The sequence below is a fragment of the Zwartia panacis genome (assembly GCF_030410395.1).
Taxonomy (GTDB): Bacteria; Pseudomonadota; Gammaproteobacteria; order Burkholderiales; family Burkholderiaceae_B; genus Zwartia; species Zwartia panacis.
This window is the reverse complement of the sequence record NZ_JAUHHF010000002.1, coordinates 400,681-417,831: the sequence shown is the minus strand read 5'-3', so window position 1 is coordinate 417,831 and position 17,151 is coordinate 400,681. Positions and strand designations below refer to the sequence as shown.

The following is a 17,151-nucleotide window of genomic DNA, read 5'->3' as shown; positions in this document are numbered from 1 at the left end:
ATGGTTTCAAGTCAAGTTCCAGACGATAGTCTGAGTGCGTTAGTCGATCCTACGATAGACACCACACCTGATGTCATCGATGCGGTCGCGCTTGCTCGGCTCTACGGAGAGCCGTTGTTCGCGTTACCCAATGATTTATACATACCGCCCGACGCACTTGAAGTATTCCTGGAAACTTTTCAGGGACCGTTGGACTTACTGCTTTATCTGATCCGCAAACAGAATTTCAACGTTCTGGATATCCCGATGGCCGAGGTGACACGGCAGTATCTGTCGTATGTCGATCAGATCCGGATGCATAACCTTGAACTCGCCGCTGAATACCTCTTGATGGCCGCGATGCTGATCGAGATTAAGGCGCGCATGTTGTTGCCCGTCAAGAAAACGGATTCTGGCGAAGAACCAGAGGATCCGAGAGCCGAGTTGGTCAGACGCTTGCTTGAGTATGAGCAGATGAAGCTTGCAGCCCAGAGGCTGGATGCGCTGCCCCAACTGGGGAGAGACTTTCAGCGTGCCCAGGCTTTTGCGGACTTGCGCGTCGAACGTGCCCTTCCCGATGTGAGCGTCGAGGATTTGCGCCAAGCCTGGATCGATATCCTCAAACGTGCGAAGCTGAATGCACACCATCACATTACCCGCGAGCAACTGTCTGTTCGCGATCATATGACGCATATACTGCGCCGGTTGTCCGATGTGCGGTTCATCGAATTTGGCGAGCTATTCATGGAGCGCATTCAAGAGGGCGCTGCAGTAGCGGTTGTCGTCGTGCATTTTCTGGCGCTTCTTGAGCTTTCTCGAGAGTCATTGCTTGAAATCACGCAGGCGGAGCCCTATGCGCCGATCTATGTGCGACTCGCCTATACCAGCGCGGCAGTTTGAGCTGACAGCCCGCCGTATCCGGAGAATGTATTGAAGGTTGTACACACCATTGAAGAGTTGCGTGATCAGTTGCGAGGGCAGCTGCGCGTATCTTTTGTCCCCACGATGGGTAATTTGCACGAGGGTCATTTGGCCCTGATGAAACTTGCCAGGCAGCATGGCGATCCTGTTGTCGCCAGTATTTTTGTTAATCGTCTGCAGTTCGGACCGAACGAGGATTTTGAAAAGTATCCGCGCACCTTGCAAGACGATATTGCCAAGCTCGAACGTGACCGAAATGTGTACGTATTGTTTGCCCCGGACGAACGCGAGCTTTATCCGGAGCCGCAAAGCTATCGCGTTCAACCCCCACAAGAGCTTGGCGATATTCTCGAAGGTGAACATCGTCCTGGTTTTTTTGGCGGAGTCAGCACTGTCGTGCTGAAGCTTTTTTCCTGCGTACAGCCTCGCGTGGCGGTATTCGGCAAAAAAGACTATCAACAGTTGATGGTGATACGCAATATGTGCCGACAGTTTCAATTACCTGTCGAAATTTTGGCGCATGAGACTGTACGCGCGCAAGATGGATTGGCGCTGTCTTCGCGTAACGTTTATTTGCAGGAAGCCGAGCGTCAAGAAGCTCCCCAGTTGTTTGCCTTGCTCCAGTCGATGCAAGCCAAGTTGCATGCGGGTTTGCATGACATACAGCAACTTGAGCGCGAGGCGGCGAGCATGCTCACCGCGCGCGGTTGGCAAGTTGACTATATCGCAGTCAGACGACGCCGGGATTTGCATAAACCGACGATTGAACAAGTGGCCGCTGGCGAGCCTCTGGTTGCCTTGGCCGCGGCCAAGCTTGGCGCCACACGACTGATTGACAATCTGGAGCTCTGACCAGGCTCACGGCAGTTCAATTTCGGTCATCTGTCAATACGTACCTAGGGTTATTCCGCCTGTCAGATTTGACAGCTTACCCCCAAGCCAACACTCTGCCAGACTTCAGTCCGTGATGATACGGAGGCATGATGAAACATTTTGAAGACGCCCGTGGCGCTGGCTGGAGAGCGCTAACCGCCCGAGAACGCGACGTGATCCACCCGGTCGCCGAAGGCAAATCAAACAAATTCATAGCACTTGAACTGGGCATCTCGATGCGCACCGTCGAAGCGCATCGCGCACGCATTTTTTACAAAATGGGCGTGCGCAATGCAGTCCAGCTCGCGCGTGAAGTTTGCACCAATCCTGAACCTTAGGTTCGGGATCTCAGGGGCAAGTGGGCGCTGGTGTCTTATTGAGTTCGTCGATTGGATCAAGGTCAGGCTGTCGGGTCAGTGTGTAGGTCAAGTTGACTGAGTCGCCATTGATCGAGATCAAACGTAAAACGTTCCCGGAGGTCTGCGCCATTTCGGCACGCACGTTACCCGAGGGGTTCAGCAAAATGATGCGTGGAACCGCTTGTGGAATGACACGCCAGCAACCTTGGTCAGCAAGGGTTGAACCACTCTTGCTGGCTTGTTCCAGATAAGCGGCACGTGCCCGCCAACGACCATTGGGTGCAAGCGTGATGGTGATTTTTTGTGCCGAGCATTTCATTTCGGGATGAAAGCAAGGCAGGGTACCGGCGAACGTTAATGGCTCTGGAAAGAGTGAGGCTTGAAGCGTATCCGCTGTCGTGCTTGATCCAGTGGCCACACCCGCTGCACCAGAAGCCCCCTGTGTAGCCGTCGAAGTCGTCTGACCTGTCGCGATTTGCGGGGCCGAGCCCTGCACGGGTGCGGCATCAGAGCCCCTGTTTTTCAGGCCAATCTGAATCTGGCTCGGCGCACGGATTGTTTGCGTGCCATATGGACCTTCGGCATTTTCGATTGCGTCAGTGGTGGAGCTGGCAGGCGGTGGGTTGTAGTAGCCAGGCTGTTGCATTTGTTGCTGCATCTGGGCGCAGCCTGCTAGAACGATGGGCAGGGTGATCGCGAGATAACGGCAAATAGTGGCGTGCAGTGAGAGGTGCCCTGCTGTTCGACCTGACATGATGACTTTCCCAATTAAAGACTGACGGAGCTGAATATGAACGCATTTTACGCACTTGGCATGGACGCTGCACACACCTTACAAAGGAAATATTAAAGTGATTGACCATGGACTCCCGGTGTTTGTGGCTGTTTTGATGGGGTTGGCGACCGCAGTCCCGCTGATTTGGCTTTCTTGGAAAATACCTCAGCAAATTTTGGCAGATACGCATTTGCGGCCTGCTCTCGAGTGGTCAGATCCGGCGATTCGAGGGCTTCACTGGCAGGATGCTTTACTGGTTCTGTTGGTGTGCCTGTGCGCGATCGGGGTGGTGATGCAGTGGGGGGCAGGCGTAACGGCTTGGACAGCCTTTTTTTACTGCGCAGTGCTGTTGCTTCTTGCCCGGATTGATGCCCGAATACGCCTATTGCCGGATATATTGACGCTGCCTTTACTTTGGCTCGGGCTACTGTGGAATGCGGCCGGCATGGGTGAACTACCGCTTGAACAGGCTGTTTGGGGCGCCGCAGCGGGCTATATTGCGCTGTGGTTGCCATGTGCCCTGATAGCAAGAGTATGGGGCAGGCAGATGATGGGGCATGGTGACTTCAAGTTATCCGCTTCCATCGGGGCATGGCTAGGTTGCTTTGGCCTACCTTTCGTGTGGTTAATCGCCTCATCTTTCAGTCTGTTGGTAGCCCTGATTGCAAACCGTTTTTTCGGTCGTCGTCTGAGAAATCCCATGCCTTTTGGGCCGGGTTTGGCGCTTGGGGGTATCCTGATGCTGTTTTTTGACTGGTCTGAGTCATTTTTTTAGGAGAATTGGGATGTTTAAGCTTGGTCTGACCGGTGGGATTGGCTCAGGCAAAACCCATGTCGCCAACCTTCTGGCCAGTTGGGGCGCGACTGTCATTGATACGGATTTAATCGCTCATCAGCTCACGGCACCCGGTGGCTCCGCAATCGATGCCATACGCGAATCGTTTGGCCCTGAATTAATTGACATGAATGGAGCTTTGGATCGGGCGCGTATGCGCGAACTGGTGTTTTCGGATGCCAGTCGTCGCGCGCAGTTAGAGGGGATTCTGCATCCGCGGATTGCACAAGAAGTGCTTAGGCAGGCGCAAGAAGCTACTGGCATTTACGCTGTTTTTGTCGTGCCTCTGCTGATCGAGTCAGGTCGCTGGCGTGATCGAATCGACCGTCTGTGTGTCGTGGATTGCGAAGAGGAAACGCAGATTGCGCGGGTGCAGGCCAGAAGCGGGATTCCGGCCGAGACGATCCGCCGAATCATGGCTGCACAAGTCAGCCGAGGGGAGCGCCTGGCAGCCGCGGACGATATAATTAGCAATATGGCAAATACCTCGCTGAGTGATCTTGAAAAACAAGTATTGGTCTTGCATAAAGCGTGGTGTAACCTAGCGTAGTTAGGTAAAAAGCGTTAAACGCAGCGCAAATGCCATGAGCTTGGATGATAAGAACCAGTGATTCTTTTTGAATACCCATTTAATGAGCGAGTCCGTGCGCTGATGCGCCTGGAGGCCTTGCTCGATCGAATGATGTTCTTTGCCAAGCCCGGTGATGCCAGGCATCATCAGGTCGCGCTTGCGGCCTTGTTTGATTTGCTTGATGCGACTGAACGAACAGACATGAAAGGCAGTGTTCTCCAGGACCTGGAGCGCCAGCGTAATGTTTTGCAGTCGTTACGGGATCATCCCAGCGTGGATCCGAAAACCCTGGCTGCGATGCTCGTTGAGATTGAGCGTGTCATCACCAATCTGAATGCCGCGGGCAAAACAGGTCAGGAACTCAGGGCAAATGAATGGCTCAGTAGTCTTAGGGGGCGGCTTGCCGTACCTGGCGGCGGTACCCAAGTGGACATGCCTTCTTTTCACGCCTGGCAATACAGATCGGAAGCGCAGCGATGCGCCGATCTGCAGCGATGGATGTCTTCGTTGATGCCTTTGCAAGCGGGCATCAGTATGGTGATGCGCCTTCTGCGGGAAACAGGTCAGCCAACGGATGCCGTGGCACCCCAGGGAGCGTATCAACAGATGCTTGCTGGCAAAACATATCAGTTATTGAGGGTTTGGGTCGATGAGTCAGCCGACGTCTTTCCTGAAATTAGTGCCAACAAATATATGGTCTGGATTCGCTATTCCTCGCAGGATGGTGAGCAACGACCCCAGCCCGTCAATCACGATGTGGCCTTCAAAATGACCCTTTGCGCCCTTTAAGGGCCAGTTGGAATCAATATGTCTGAGAGCAAGAAAGCAAGGACGGCGTTGCGTTCGCCCTTGACGTGGCTAGTGATCGCCTTGGCGCTCGGTGGTGCAGCCTGGTGGTGGTCGGGTACGCAGAAGGTGGCTCCTAAAGGGCCTCCGGCTGGAGCGTCCTCAGGGACGCCGGTCAAAGTAGAGGCCGCGCGTTTGCAAGATCTCGATATTTATTTGCGCGGGCTAGGCACTGTCACCGCCCTGAATACTGTCACGGTCAGAAGTCGCGTGCAGGGTGAGCTGATCGAGGTTTTGTTCAAGGAAGGAGAGCAAGTCAAGGCCGGTACATTGCTTGCACTGATCGATCCGCGTCCTTATGAAGTGGCACTCAATCAGGCGATTGGTATCCAGCAACAAAACGTGGCGCAGTACGAAAACGCAAAGAGAGATTTACAGCGCTATCAGACTTTGCGCAAACAGGACTCTATCGCACCGCAGCTGCTGGATACACAAGCCGCGCTTGTCCGAAAGTTTGAAGGTCAAATCAAAAGCGATCAAGCAGCGGTCGATAACGCGCGGTTGCAATTGAGTTACACGCGGATCACCGCGCCGATTTCAGGCAAGCTGGGTCTCAGACGTGTGGATGCAGGTAATTTGGTGAACGCGAATGATCCACTTGGTATGGTGGTGATTACCGAGACGCAGCCAATTTCGGTCGTCTTTACGCTCCCGGAAAACGATTTGCCGGCTGTGCGCCAACCTATGTTGGCCGGTCAGAAACTGGAGGTCGATGCGTATGATCGGGCTGATACCAGGCGCCTTGCCCAGGGGACATTGATCTCGATCGATAATCAGATCGACATCACGACTGGTACGGTCAAATTAAAAGCGGAATTCAAAAATGATGATGACGCTTTGTTTCCTAATCAATTCGTCAACGTGCGAATGAAAGTGCGCACGATCAAGAACGCACTGACCATTCCTGCCGGAGCGATTCAGCAGGGCAATCGAGGCGCTTTTGTGTATGTCGTGACTGAGGAGGGAACAGCGGCAGTGCGAACTGTGAAAATAGGTGACCGAACCGCAGAGTCACTCGTGATACTCGAAGGTCTAAAAGAGGGGGATCGCGTGGTTTTGGAGGGTACCGACCGACTGCGTGAGGGCGCAAAGGTTCGCATCATCGACCCAAGCAGGGCTCCTAGGCCGGATGCCCAGCCGGTCCGAGCTCAGCCGCGCAGTGGTGCACCAGGTTCAGTCAGACCCTAGGCTCCATAACAGATGAACATCTCGCGTCCATTTATCTTGCGACCCGTCGCGACAACGCTCGCGATGATCGCCTTGCTGTTGTGTGGCTTGATCGCGTATAGGTGGCTGCCGGTTTCATCTTTGCCAGAGGTGGACTATCCGACTATTCAGACGACCACCTTTTACCCGGGCGCGAGCCCCGAGGTGATGGCCGCGCTGGTGACATCGCCGCTCGAGCGGCAGTTCGGTCAGATGCCAGGTTTGCGCCAGATGACTTCGAGCAGTACCACGGGTGCTTCATCCATCACCTTGCAATTTGCACTCTCGCTTCCTCTGGATGTCGCCGAACAGCAAGTGCAGGCGGCTATTAACGCCGCGAGCAACCTGTTGCCAAGAGATTTACCCGCTCCGCCTGTCTACAACAAGGTGAATCCTGCGGATGCGGCAGTCATGACGCTTGCCATCACATCGCCCACGGTCCCGTTGCCGCAAGTGCGGGATCTGGTCGATACACGCATGGCGCAAAAAATATCGCAAGTCACAGGGGTCGGCCTGGTCACGATCGCCGGCGGGCAGCGGCCTGCGATGCGAATCCAGGCGAATCCCCAGGCACTCGCTGCTTATGGGTTGACTCTCGCTGATTTGCGCGCGGCAGTCGTGTCTGCAAACGTCAACCAGCCCAAAGGGACTCTGGATGGTCCGGTGCGTTCCACAACGATCGATGCGAATGATCAGCTCAGAAATCCAGCGGATTATCGCGGGCTCATCGTCGCCTATCGAAATGAGTCGCCTCTGCGCTTGGGCGACATCGCTCAGGTTGTCCTCGAAGCCGAGGATGCGCGGCTGGCAGCATGGGCAGATCTGCAACCCGCCATTCTCTTGAATGTTCAACGTCAACCTGGCGCAAACGTTATCGAAGTCGTCGATCGCATACAAAAAATTCTGCCTCAATTGCGAGCAGCGCTGCCTGGCAATCTGGATGTGACGGTGATGTCTGATCGTACGCAGACTATTCGCGCATCGGTCAAAGATGTACAGGTCGAAATGCTCATCGCGATTGGTTTGGTGGTCTTGGTGACTTTTGTGTTTCTACGTACGTTGACCGCTACGTTGATTCCTAGCGTCGTGGTGCCACTGTCCTTGATCGGAACCTTCGGGATCATGTACCTGGTGGGATTTAGTATCAACAATCTCACGCTGATGGCACTCACGATTGCAACAGGGTTTGTGGTCGACGATGCCATCGTCATGATTGAAAATATTGCGCGCTATCTCGAACGTGGTGAAAAGCCTTTACAGGCCGCACTTAAGGGTGCTTCGCAAATTGGTTTTACGCTTGTATCCCTCACATTGTCGTTGATCGCGGTGTTGATTCCGCTGTTGTTTATGACGGAGGTGGTTGGAAGGCTCTTCAGGGAGTTCGCCATTACGTTGGCTGTGGCGATTTTTCTGTCGCTGATTATTTCACTCACACTGACACCCATGATGTGTGCACGACTATTGCGCGCGGGTGAAGAGGAAAAGTATGGTTGGGTGGCACGCAAGACGCATGCCTGGATCGAGTCATTAATTCGTCAGTACGAGCGAGGGCTCAATGTAGTTTTGCGTCACCAGACGCTGACTCTATTTGTTGCTTTGGGAACATTTGTTCTGACGGCTTTGCTTTATCTCGTCATACCAAAAGGCTTTTTCCCGGCGCAAGATACAGGTCTTGTGCAGGTGGTCACTCAGGCGCCGCAAAACTTATCTTTTAATGCCATGTCCACCCGCCAGCAGGAGGCAGTCGCCATTATTTTGCGGGATCCAAATGTGGCAAGCGTGGCATCATTCATCGGCATTGATGGGGTCAATGAAACCGTCAACACGGGTCGGATACAGATTTCACTGCGTGCACAGAATGAGCGTCGCGATGGTGTCACGCAGGTTATCAAAAGATTGGAAACGGAGCTTGGCGACTTTTCGGGATTGCAGTTTTACTTTCAGCCTGTTCAGGATCTGACTGTCGAAGATCGTGTCAGCCGCACGCAGTATCAGCTGACTTTGGAAAGCGCCGACCCTGCCTTGCTGGCGCAGTGGGTACCCAAACTTGTTGATCAGCTCAAAGCACAACCTGAATTAACGGGTGTGGTAGACGACTTGCAAGAGGATGGGCTCAACACGTTCATCGATATCGATCGTGACGCGGCAGCACGTCTCGGGGTGTCTGCATCTGCGATCGATGACGCGCTTTATGATGCTTTCGGCCAGCGCCAGATTTCGACGATTTTCACGCAGTCCAATCAATATCGGGTCGTCATCGAGGTGCCAGCTCAGTTTCGGCGGGATCCCTCTGCATTGAACTCTGTCTACGTACGAAGCAATACCGGCAAACCGATTCCTTTGAGTACGGTTGTCCGAGTGAGCGAGGGTCGTACGCCTTTGGTCATCAATCGTCTGGATCAGTTTCCCTCTGTGACAATTTCTTTTAATTTGGCGCCACGAACCTCTTTATCCAGTGCCGTGGATGCCGTGACGCGCGCGACGCAAGAGATCGGATTACCCGCAGCGATCCAGACACGCTTTCAAGGCGCCGCACGCGCCTTTGAGGCTTCGCTCTCGAGTACCTTGTTATTGATCCTGGCTGCCATTATCACGATGTACATTGTGCTGGGAGTTTTGTACGAGAGTTTTATTCATCCAGTGACGATTCTGTCCACTTTGCCGTCAGCTGCGATTGGCGCTTTGTTGGCACTGCTTCTCACGGGACGCGATTTGGACATGATTGGTGTGATCGGCATTATCCTGCTGATTGGTATCGTCAAGAAAAACGCAATCATGATGATTGATTTTGCCCTGGATGCCGAGCGTAAACTCGGATTGTCACCCAGAGAGGCGATCGAGCAAGCCGCGCTGTTGCGCTTCAGGCCAATCTTGATGACGACGCTTGCAGCCCTGTTCGGTGCGATACCGTTGATGTTGTCGACGGGTACGGGTGCAGAATTGCGCCAGCCACTCGGTTTGGTGATGGTGGGTGGTTTGCTGGTCAGTCAAGTGCTGACGCTTTTCACGACGCCCGTCATTTATCTCTTTTTTGATCGCTTGCGTTCGCATCCGAAGCGAACGGAACACGAGCGTGTGACGTCATGAATATTTCCGGCCCCTTTATCGTCCGTCCCGTCGCGACGACATTGATCTGGCTGGGTGTGGTGTTGGCGGGATGGCTGGCGCACGGTTTGTTACCGATTGCGCCATTGCCTCAAATCGAATTGCCAGTCATTTCAGTGCGCGCCAGTATGCCGGGTGCGAGTCCGGAGGTGATGGCTGCAACGGTGGCGACTCCTTTGGAGCGTTCGCTCGGGACGATCGCCGGGGTCACAGAGATGACCTCCCGTAGTACGACGGGACAAACACGCATCACGTTACAGTTTGACTTGAGCAGGGATATCGACAGCGCGGCCACTGACGTTCAAGGCGCGATCAATGCTGCGCGAGCGATGATGCCAAGCGGTTTGCCGAGTAATCCTTCATATCGCAAGGCAAACCCATCGGCGGCACCCATCATGACCCTGGCCCTGACGTCCGCGACCTTGTCGCAGGGGCAACTCTATGACATTGCCTCAACGACTGTTCAGCAAAAACTTTCTCAAGTGCAGGGTGTTGGTGAAGTACAAATTGGTGGCAGTTCCCTACCGGCCGTTCGGATTGAGCTCAATCCCGATGCGCTCGCGAAATATGGGGTGTCGCTGGATTCTGTTCGGGCGGCCATTGCCTCGGCGAACTCGACAAAACCGAAAGGAATGCTCGAGAACGATGTCAACCGCTGGCTCATCACGGCGAATGATCAGCTCTGGAACGCTGAACAATACCGACCCTTGGTTGTGGCGTGGCGCAACGACGCACCTGTCCGTCTGTCCGATATCGCCAAGGTCGAGGACTCTGTCGAAGACACGAATAACATCGGATATTTCAACGACCAGCAAGCGATTTTGGTATTGGTCAGAAGCGAGGCTAAAGCGAACATTATTCGCACGGTCGATGAGATTCGCGCGGATCTGCCCACTCTCAGGGCGATGTTGCCCGCGGATGTCAATTTAAGTGTTGCCCAGGATCGTACCCCCAGTATTCGCGCTTCAGTCAAAGAGGCCGAACACACCCTCGTGATTGCGATTGCGCTGGTGATGCTGGTGGTGCTGCTTTTCTTGCGTAATTGGCGTGCCGCGCTGATTCCGACTGTCGCCGTTCCAGTTTCTTTGATTGGTACTTTTGGCGTGATGTATTTGCTGGGCTATTCGCTCAATACGATGTCGTTGATGGCATTAATTGTCGCGACTGGTTTTGTGGTGGATGACGCGATTGTGGTGATGGAAAATATCATGCGTCACCTTGAGCGCGGTGAGTCAGTCAAGCGGGCGAGCTTACGCGGGACGCGAGAGGTTGGTTTTACGGTTCTTTCGATGAGTATTTCACTCATCGCGGTTTTTATTCCGATTCTATTGATGGGGGGGTTGCCAGGTCGTCTGTTTCGCGAGTTTGCAGTGACCTTGTCCGCTGCGATTTTGATTTCGATGCTGGTCTCTTTGACGCTCACACCCATGATGGCGGCGCGTTTGCTCAAGCGTGAAACTGCCGAATCTAAAACTGAGGCGCGTTTGGGATGGCTCGAGCGTGTGTTGGTGAAAGGGATGGACGCGACCATGAACGCTTATTCGCGTTCGCTCAACTGGGCGCTTGCGCATGGGCGTTTCATGATGGTGTTGCTGGTTGCCACTGTTGGTTTCAATTTTTATTTATACGGTGTCGTACCAAAAGGATTTTTCCCCCAGCAGGACACAGGCATGATGATCGGTTTTTTTGCGACCGATGACGGGACGTCATTTGAATCGATGAAGCCCAAGCTCGATCAATTTCGCCAGGTGGTGATGAAAGATCCGGCAATTAATACGGTGACAGCTTATGCCAGCGGACGCGGGGGTAGTAACTCGAGCTTTCTCGCGGTGCAGCTCAAACCTATCAGTGAGCGCAAGATTCCAGTCAGGCAGGTGATCAATCGTTTGCGTCCCCAGCTTGCGAGCATTCCGGGTGCCAGATTATTTTTAGTGCCCCAGCAAGACATCAGGATCGGTGGCAGGCAGACCAGTTCGCAGTATCAGTACACCTTGATGGCGAACGAATTGTCTGATCTCAAAGAGTGGTTACCTAAAGTGCAGCAGGCGATCGCAAGTTTGCCAGAGCTTGTCGATGTCGATACGGATGTCGAAGATCGGGGCAGGCAGGTGTCGGTTGTGATTGATCGGGACGCTGCGCAGCGTCTCAATGTCCCCACGGAAAGTATTTCCGCGGTTCTGAATAACTCGTTCAGTCAGCGTCAAATTTCTGTCATGTACGGGGCGAGAAACCAGTACCGCGTGGTCATGGGTGTTGCACCTCGCCACGCCCAGGGCATGGAGTCGCTTAGCGATGTTTATGTGCTTAGTAAAACGGGTCAACGTGTGCCGCTTTCCGCTTTTGCCAAGTTCGAAACAACCAACGCTCCTTTGAGCGTCCGCCATCAGGGGTTGCTTGCAGCCGACACAATTTCTTTCGATTTGGCGCCTGGCGTATCGCTCGGTCAAGCCAATGCCGCCATCGAACAGGCAGTCGCAGCCATCAACTTACCCAGTGACAGAATTCAGGCGGGTTTTCAAGGCACTGCGGCGGCTTTACAGAGTGCGCTGTCGAATCAACCCTGGCTGATTCTGGCGGCACTCATTACGATGTATCTGGTTTTAGGGATGCTGTATGAAAGCACGATTCATCCGCTGACTATTTTGTCGACCTTGCCCTCGGCAGGGGTTGGCGCTTTGCTGGCTTTGTTGTTGTTGAAAACAGAGTTCAGTCTGATTGCGTTAATTGGTGTGTTTTTACTGATCGGGATCGTCAAGAAAAACGCCATCATGATGGTTGATTTTGCCCTCGATGCCCAGCGACGCCTGGGCGTGTCGCCGCGCGATGCGATCCATCAGGCGTGTTTGACACGGTTCAGACCGATTTTGATGACGACCTGTGCGGCGATTTTCGGGGCTCTGCCCCTCGTGTTTGCAACAGGTGCCGGCGTGGAGATGCGCCAGCCTCTGGGTATCACGATTCTTGGGGGTTTATTGGTCAGTCAGTTGCTCACCCTCTACACTACGCCTGTAGTGTATCTGTACCTTGATCGCTTTCGCTTGTGGCTTGCGGCACGCTCCGCCTCCTCTTCCACCCCTGAGTCGACGCATCTATGAAGTGTAGTTTGTTGAACAAAACGGCCATTACTTTCAAGGCGTCGTGTCGACTCGCGGGTGCGCTAGGTCTTGCGTGGGTGGTCACCGGCTGTATGGTGGGTCCTGATTACGTGCGTCCGGCAATCGATGTCGGGTCCCAGTTCAAGGAAACGCCAGGCTGGAAGGTCGCGCGTCCGGCTGCCAACGATCCCCGAGGTCCCTGGTGGTCCATGTACAAGGACCCGGTTCTAAGCGAATTGATCACTGAACTCAACGCGTCAAACCAAAATATCGCGCTCGCGGAAGCGCGATTCAGGCAGGCTGTGGCGATCACGCAAGGCGCGCGTGCGCCGTTATTGCCTTCGGTTTCCGCAACCGCCAACACCACGCGCAGCGTCGGCAGTGTTTCGGGTGCGTCGAGTGGCCCTGTGACGGGTTATGGGTTGAATGCCCAGGCGTCTTGGCAGCTGGACATTTGGGGTAGTATTCGTCGCAATATCGAATCAACGGATGCGACTGAACTCGCCTTGGCCGCCGACGTTTCGGGTGCGCGACTCACGGCTCAAACGGCCATGACGCTGGCTTATCTGCAAGTACGCGTGTTGGATGAGCAGCGACGTTTATTGTCCGCCACGGTAGAGGCTTACGAGCGCGCACTCAAGCTGACTCAAAATCGCTACAACGCGGGAATCTCGGGCCAGGGTGATGTGGCTGTGGCGAGTACACAACTGGCAAGTACCCGTGCGCAACTGATCGATCTGGAGCAACAGCGCGCAGTGTTTGAGAATGCGGTCGCTGTTTTGCTTGGACGGCCACCATCGACATTTTCGATTGCCGCGGCAAAGGTGCCGTTGGTGCCGCCTGCAGTCCCGGTGGGTTTGCCCTCTGAGTTGCTGGAGCGCCGTCCGGATATTGCTGCGGCGGAGCGTCGAACAGCGGCTGCCAATGCGCAGATTGGTGTGGCGACCGCCGCCTGGTTTCCGAATCTGACGCTCAATGCGAGTGGTGGTTATCGGAGCAATGACTTCACCCAGTGGTTTAGTGCGCCAGCGCAAATTTGGGCGCTTGGGCCACAGCTTGCCGCGTTGATCTTCGATGGTGGTGCCAGACAGGCGCAGATCAATCAGGCGCGCGCGCAGTTTGACGCGCAGGCCGCGATATATCGGCAAACCGTCTTGACCGCACTCCAGGAGGTCGAAAACGCGATGGTTCAAATGCGCGTGTACGAGCAAGAGGAAGTCGTGCAAAAGCAGGCCGTTCTGTCTGCGCAGCAGTCGCTGCGTTTAGCGCGTAATCAGTACGATCAGGGTTTGATTGACTATTTGAGCGTGGCTGTTTTAGAGACAACGGCGCTCAATAATGAGCGGACCTACATCACACTCGTCGGTAATCGTTTTGCCGCAAGTGTCAGGCTGGTCGCCGCTCTGGGTGGTGGCTGGTCGGCAGAGGATCTCAAGAGTCTCGACGACTCAGGCAATCCAACCACGAATCCCAGCAAAGCCGTGCCCACCAACTGATTGAGCCTGGGCGAGCGTCGCGGCGGATTGGCCACCGAGCGCAAAGACCGGAAGACCAGCTTGTGCATTAAGCTCAGCAAAAGCTTCCCAGCCGATACCGGGATGTCCGGGATGCGATGCAGTCGGCAGGACCGGTCCAAGCACGGCAAAATCCGCTTCAATTGCGCGGGCATGCGCAAGTTCGGCAAGGGTGTGCGTGGACACGCCGACGCGTTTTCCTTTGGCCAGATCTGGTCTGCGGCTGAGCATGGCGGCATCATGCGTGCGTAAATGCACGCCATCAGCCTCATGCCACCAGGCCTCGGGATGAATGCTGTTGACCAAGACTTGAGCACCGGCCGCATGACAGCGCGCAATGACCGTTTTGAGGGCTTGATGAAGATCCGTGTTGTCAGGCCCGCCGGGCCAGCCGGGTTCACGCCATTGGAACAGTCTGATTCCAGCCTGAAGTCCTTGATCGAGCTTTTTTAAAAACTCTGGGAACTGCTCTGGGGAGCCTGCAGACGAAATGGCATAGACGGTGGGGAGTTGCAACCAGCGCAGGGGCGGATAGGTTGCGGGAAGTAGCTGGGGAACTTGCTCGGCTGAGTCGATAGGTACCCAGCGAAGTAACTGTCCCTCCAGGCCCGTTGGCTCACCTGTCCAGCCCGTCACCCGGCAAAATGCCAGACGAACTGTAGTCGTCGGGTATTGGTGAACGTAGGTGACCCAAGGTGTGGCCTGAGTCAAGTCGATACCGATTTCCTCTTTGAGTTCTCGTGCGAGCGCCTGCAAGACAGTTTCACCCGGCTCAAGCTTGCCGCCGGGAAGTTCCCACCAGCCAGGCCAGGGTTTGTCGGCTGGTCGGTTACCTAAAAGCACAGTGCCATCTGGTCGCAGTAAAACACCGACTGCGACGTCAATGATTTTGTCAGGCATGTCGCGCAGCCCAGTCGCGGGCGAAGTGCCAGGCGACACGACCTGAGCGTGAACCGCGTTCGAGGGCCCACTGCAAAGCCTCAGTGCGGGACTCGAGGATACTGGTCTCTGAGCAGCCGAGCGTACGCAGCCAGTGATAAACGATATCGAGATAGTCGTCCTGGCGGAAAGGGTAAAAGGACAACCACAAGCCGAAACGTTCGGAAAGGGAAATCTTTTCCTCCACTGTTTCGCCGGGGTGGAGCTCGCCGTCCGCGCCGTGCTTGGCCTGGAGGTTTTCACTCATGTACTCGGGCATGAGGTGGCGACGATTGGAGGTCGCGTAAATCAGAACGTTGTTGCCAGTGGAGGCGGCCGAACCATCCAGCACCGATTTAAGGGCTTTGTAGCCGGACTCGCCTTCTTCGAAAGACAAGTCGTCACAAAAAACGATGAATTTTTCAGGGCGTTTGGCGACGAGATCGACGATATCAGCCAGGTCGCCCAGGTCGGATTTGTCGACTTCGATGAGTCGCAAGCCACGGTCGCCATAAGCGGCCAGCATGGCTTTGACCAGAGAGCTCTTGCCTGTGCCCCGTGCCCCGGTCATGAGGACGTTGTTGGCGGGCTTGCCTTCGATGAAGTGGCGGGTGTTGCGATCAATGATTTCTGTTTGTCGCTCAATGTGCTGCAGATCTTGGGTGTGGATGAGCGAAACGTTGGCAATCGCATCCAGCCAGCCGTGCGAGGTTCCGCGTTTGCGCCAGCGATAAGCGCGCGCGTCCCAGTTGGTCGCCGGAGGCGCGGGGGGCAACCAGGCCTCGAGTTGAGTGAGCACACGGGTAGCGCGTGCAAGCAGGTCGGCCATGTCCTGGCCTGTTGTGGGTGTAGGAGATGTCATTAGGATCTGTAATCTGCGTTGATACTGACGTACTCATGCGAAAAGTCGCAGGTGTAAACGGTTTCGGAAACATTGCCGCGACCCAGGGCGATACGCACGAGGATTTCAGGCTCTTTCATGACGCGTTGCCCATCGGCTTCCTGGTAGTCCGGGTTGCGTCCGCCTTTCGTGGCGACCAACACATCGCCCAGCCAGAGCTTGACACCGCTCACATCAAGGTCGTTGATACCGGCATAGCCGATGGCCGCCAGAATTCGGCCCAAGTTTGGATCACTGGCAAAAAAAGCAGTCTTGACCAAGGGGGAGTGGGCCACAGCGTAGGCTACTTGCAAGGCCTCTTCTGTGGTTTTCGCTTCCTCGACCTGAATCGTCATGAATTTGGTTGCGCCTTCTCCGTCGCGCACGATTTTTTGGGCGAGATCGGTCGCGGCCGCAGCCAGTGTAGCCTTGAGGGCGTCGTATTGAGGATGCGCGGTGCTATCGATCGTCAAGCCACTTTTGCCTGTCGCGATGACAATAAAGGAGTCGTTGGTCGAGGTATCGCCGTCGATGGTGATACGGTTGAACGATACATCCGCCAGTTCTTTGGCCAGCTGGTTGAGCAATGGCTGGGCGATGCCGGCATCGGTTGCCAGGTAGCTCAGCATTGTGGCCATGTTGGGACGAATCATACCGGCGCCCTTGCTGATGCCAGTGATCGTGATGGTCTGCCCGCCCAGGTTGATACGCTGAGAGTGAATCTTTGGCAAGGTGTCGGTGGTCATGATGCCGTGCGCGGCAGAAACCCAGTTGTTTTCGCTGAGGTTTTTGAGCGCGCCTGGTAAGCCGGCCTTGATTCGGTCGACCGGGAGGGGTTCGAGAATCACCCCTGTGGAGAACGGCAAAATCTGCTTGCTGTCGAGCTGCATGAGGGTCGCCAGCGCACGGCAGGTTTCTTGCGCGGCTTGCATGCCGGGCTCGCCTGTGCCAGCGTTGGCATTGCCGGTATTAATGACCAGGGCGCGGATGGGGCCCGATGCGGCCAGGTGCTCCTGACACACTAATACGGGGGCCGCGCAAAAACGGTTTCGGGTAAACACACCTGCGACATTGGACCCTGCGCTGAGACGAAAAACCGTCAAATCGCGGCGGTTTGCCTTGCGGATACCGGCTTCAGTGACGCCGATTTCAACACCGGCAACGGGAAATACCGCGTCATCAGACGGGATGTGCAAATTAACGGCCATGTTTGATCTGCTAATGAAGAGTTGAGCAAAGTGTCATTATCACCTGTTTTCCACCCCTGTGAGCCT

The 17,151-nt window shown here is 55.0% G+C and carries 14 protein-coding genes; 10 read left to right on the top strand and 4 right to left on the bottom strand.

From position 1 onward, the window contains the following. The 3 genes from QWY30_RS04585 (at window position 1) to QWY30_RS04575 (ending at window position 2,111) form a co-directional block, all read left to right on the top strand. The gene (locus QWY30_RS04585; RefSeq protein ID WP_290238582.1) at window positions 1–879 is read left to right on the top strand and encodes a segregation and condensation protein A; all 879 of its coding nucleotides are present in this window, start codon (window positions 1–3) and stop codon (window positions 877–879) included. Between the two features lie 30 nt (window positions 880–909). Beyond that, on the top strand, window positions 910–1,752 hold the full coding sequence (gene panC / locus QWY30_RS04580) for a pantoate--beta-alanine ligase (RefSeq protein WP_290238580.1): 843 nt from the start codon (window positions 910–912) through the stop codon (window positions 1,750–1,752). A 128-nt stretch (window positions 1,753–1,880) separates the two neighbouring features. After that, complete coding sequence (locus tag QWY30_RS04575) at window positions 1,881–2,111, top strand: response regulator transcription factor (protein ID WP_290238578.1); 231 nt, start codon at window positions 1,881–1,883, stop codon at window positions 2,109–2,111. 10 nt (window positions 2,112–2,121) lie between these two features. Here QWY30_RS04575 and QWY30_RS04570 read toward each other — a convergent pair whose 3' ends face one another. Further along, a complete protein-coding gene (locus QWY30_RS04570; RefSeq protein ID WP_290238575.1) occupies window positions 2,122–2,886 on the bottom strand; it encodes a copper resistance protein NlpE N-terminal domain-containing protein in 765 nt (254 codons plus the stop codon). A 55-nt stretch (window positions 2,887–2,941) separates the two neighbouring features. Between QWY30_RS04570 and QWY30_RS04565 the strand changes: the two genes are divergently transcribed. The 7 genes from QWY30_RS04565 to QWY30_RS04535 are packed head-to-tail and all read left to right on the top strand — an operon-like array spanning window position 2,942 to window position 14,061. After that, window positions 2,942–3,682 (top strand): prepilin peptidase, encoded by a 741-nt coding sequence (locus tag QWY30_RS04565; protein WP_290238573.1) that lies wholly within the window; start codon window positions 2,942–2,944, stop codon window positions 3,680–3,682. Window positions 3,683–3,692: 10 nt separating this feature from the next. Next, window positions 3,693–4,292 (top strand): dephospho-CoA kinase, encoded by a 600-nt coding sequence (gene coaE, locus QWY30_RS04560; RefSeq protein ID WP_290238571.1) that lies wholly within the window; start codon window positions 3,693–3,695, stop codon window positions 4,290–4,292. Between the two features lie 57 nt (window positions 4,293–4,349). Continuing rightward, window positions 4,350–5,102 carry a cell division protein ZapD gene (gene zapD / locus QWY30_RS04555; protein WP_290238569.1) on the top strand — a complete coding sequence of 251 codons (753 nt, stop codon included), beginning with the start codon at window positions 4,350–4,352 and terminating at the stop codon, window positions 5,100–5,102. 18 nt (window positions 5,103–5,120) lie between these two features. Beyond that, the gene (locus QWY30_RS04550; RefSeq protein WP_290238567.1) at window positions 5,121–6,347 is read left to right on the top strand and encodes an MdtA/MuxA family multidrug efflux RND transporter periplasmic adaptor subunit; all 1,227 of its coding nucleotides are present in this window, start codon (window positions 5,121–5,123) and stop codon (window positions 6,345–6,347) included. A 12-nt stretch (window positions 6,348–6,359) separates the two neighbouring features. Then, window positions 6,360–9,452, top strand: coding sequence for a multidrug efflux RND transporter permease subunit (locus tag QWY30_RS04545; protein ID WP_290238565.1), 3,093 nt, complete (start codon window positions 6,360–6,362; stop codon window positions 9,450–9,452). Next, window positions 9,449–12,565, top strand: coding sequence for an efflux RND transporter permease subunit (locus tag QWY30_RS04540; RefSeq protein WP_290238563.1), 3,117 nt, complete (start codon window positions 9,449–9,451; stop codon window positions 12,563–12,565). Before QWY30_RS04545 ends, QWY30_RS04540 begins: the two co-directional genes overlap by 4 nt. Window positions 12,566–12,573: 8 nt before the next feature. Further along, entirely contained in the window at window positions 12,574–14,061 is a 1,488-nt protein-coding gene (locus QWY30_RS04535) for an efflux transporter outer membrane subunit (RefSeq protein ID WP_435433361.1), read from the top strand. Here QWY30_RS04535 and QWY30_RS04530 read toward each other — a convergent pair. Genes QWY30_RS04530 through argJ form a run of 3 tightly spaced genes read right to left on the bottom strand, consistent with a single transcriptional unit; the run spans window position 14,014 to window position 17,085 of the window. Continuing rightward, window positions 14,014–14,979, bottom strand: a complete 966-nt coding sequence (locus tag QWY30_RS04530; RefSeq protein ID WP_290238561.1) for a Nudix family hydrolase — start codon at window positions 14,977–14,979, stop codon at window positions 14,014–14,016. The two genes, QWY30_RS04535 and QWY30_RS04530, sit on opposite strands and share 48 nt — an antisense overlap. Continuing rightward, on the bottom strand, window positions 14,972–15,859 hold the full coding sequence (locus QWY30_RS04525) for an ATP-binding protein (RefSeq protein ID WP_290238560.1): 888 nt from the start codon (window positions 15,857–15,859) through the stop codon (window positions 14,972–14,974). The genes QWY30_RS04530 and QWY30_RS04525 overlap by 8 nt, the downstream gene beginning before the upstream one ends. After that, window positions 15,859–17,085, bottom strand: a complete 1,227-nt coding sequence (gene argJ, locus QWY30_RS04520) for a bifunctional glutamate N-acetyltransferase/amino-acid acetyltransferase ArgJ (RefSeq protein WP_290238559.1) — start codon at window positions 17,083–17,085, stop codon at window positions 15,859–15,861. The genes QWY30_RS04525 and argJ overlap by 1 nt, the downstream gene beginning before the upstream one ends. Window positions 17,086–17,151 lie beyond the last annotated feature (66 nt).

Coding starts and splice junctions, on each gene's coding strand:
- QWY30_RS04585 (WP_290238582.1), top strand. CDS start 1: ATGGTTTCAAGTCAAGTTCCAGACGATAGTCTGAGTGCGTTAGTCGAT.
- QWY30_RS04575 (WP_290238578.1), top strand. CDS start 1,881: ATGATGAAACATTTTGAAGACGCCCGTGGCGCTGGCTGGAGAGCGCTA.
- QWY30_RS04570 (WP_290238575.1), bottom strand. CDS start 2,886: ATGTCAGGTCGAACAGCAGGGCACCTCTCACTGCACGCCACTATTTGC.
- coaE (WP_290238571.1), top strand. CDS start 3,693: ATGTTTAAGCTTGGTCTGACCGGTGGGATTGGCTCAGGCAAAACCCAT.
- QWY30_RS04550 (WP_290238567.1), top strand. CDS start 5,121: ATGTCTGAGAGCAAGAAAGCAAGGACGGCGTTGCGTTCGCCCTTGACG.
- QWY30_RS04545 (WP_290238565.1), top strand. CDS start 6,360: ATGAACATCTCGCGTCCATTTATCTTGCGACCCGTCGCGACAACGCTC.
- QWY30_RS04540 (WP_290238563.1), top strand. CDS start 9,449: ATGAATATTTCCGGCCCCTTTATCGTCCGTCCCGTCGCGACGACATTG.
- QWY30_RS04530 (WP_290238561.1), bottom strand. CDS start 14,979: ATGCCTGACAAAATCATTGACGTCGCAGTCGGTGTTTTACTGCGACCA.
- QWY30_RS04525 (WP_290238560.1), bottom strand. CDS start 15,859: ATGACATCTCCTACACCCACAACAGGCCAGGACATGGCCGACCTGCTT.
- argJ (WP_290238559.1), bottom strand. CDS start 17,085: ATGGCCGTTAATTTGCACATCCCGTCTGATGACGCGGTATTTCCCGTT.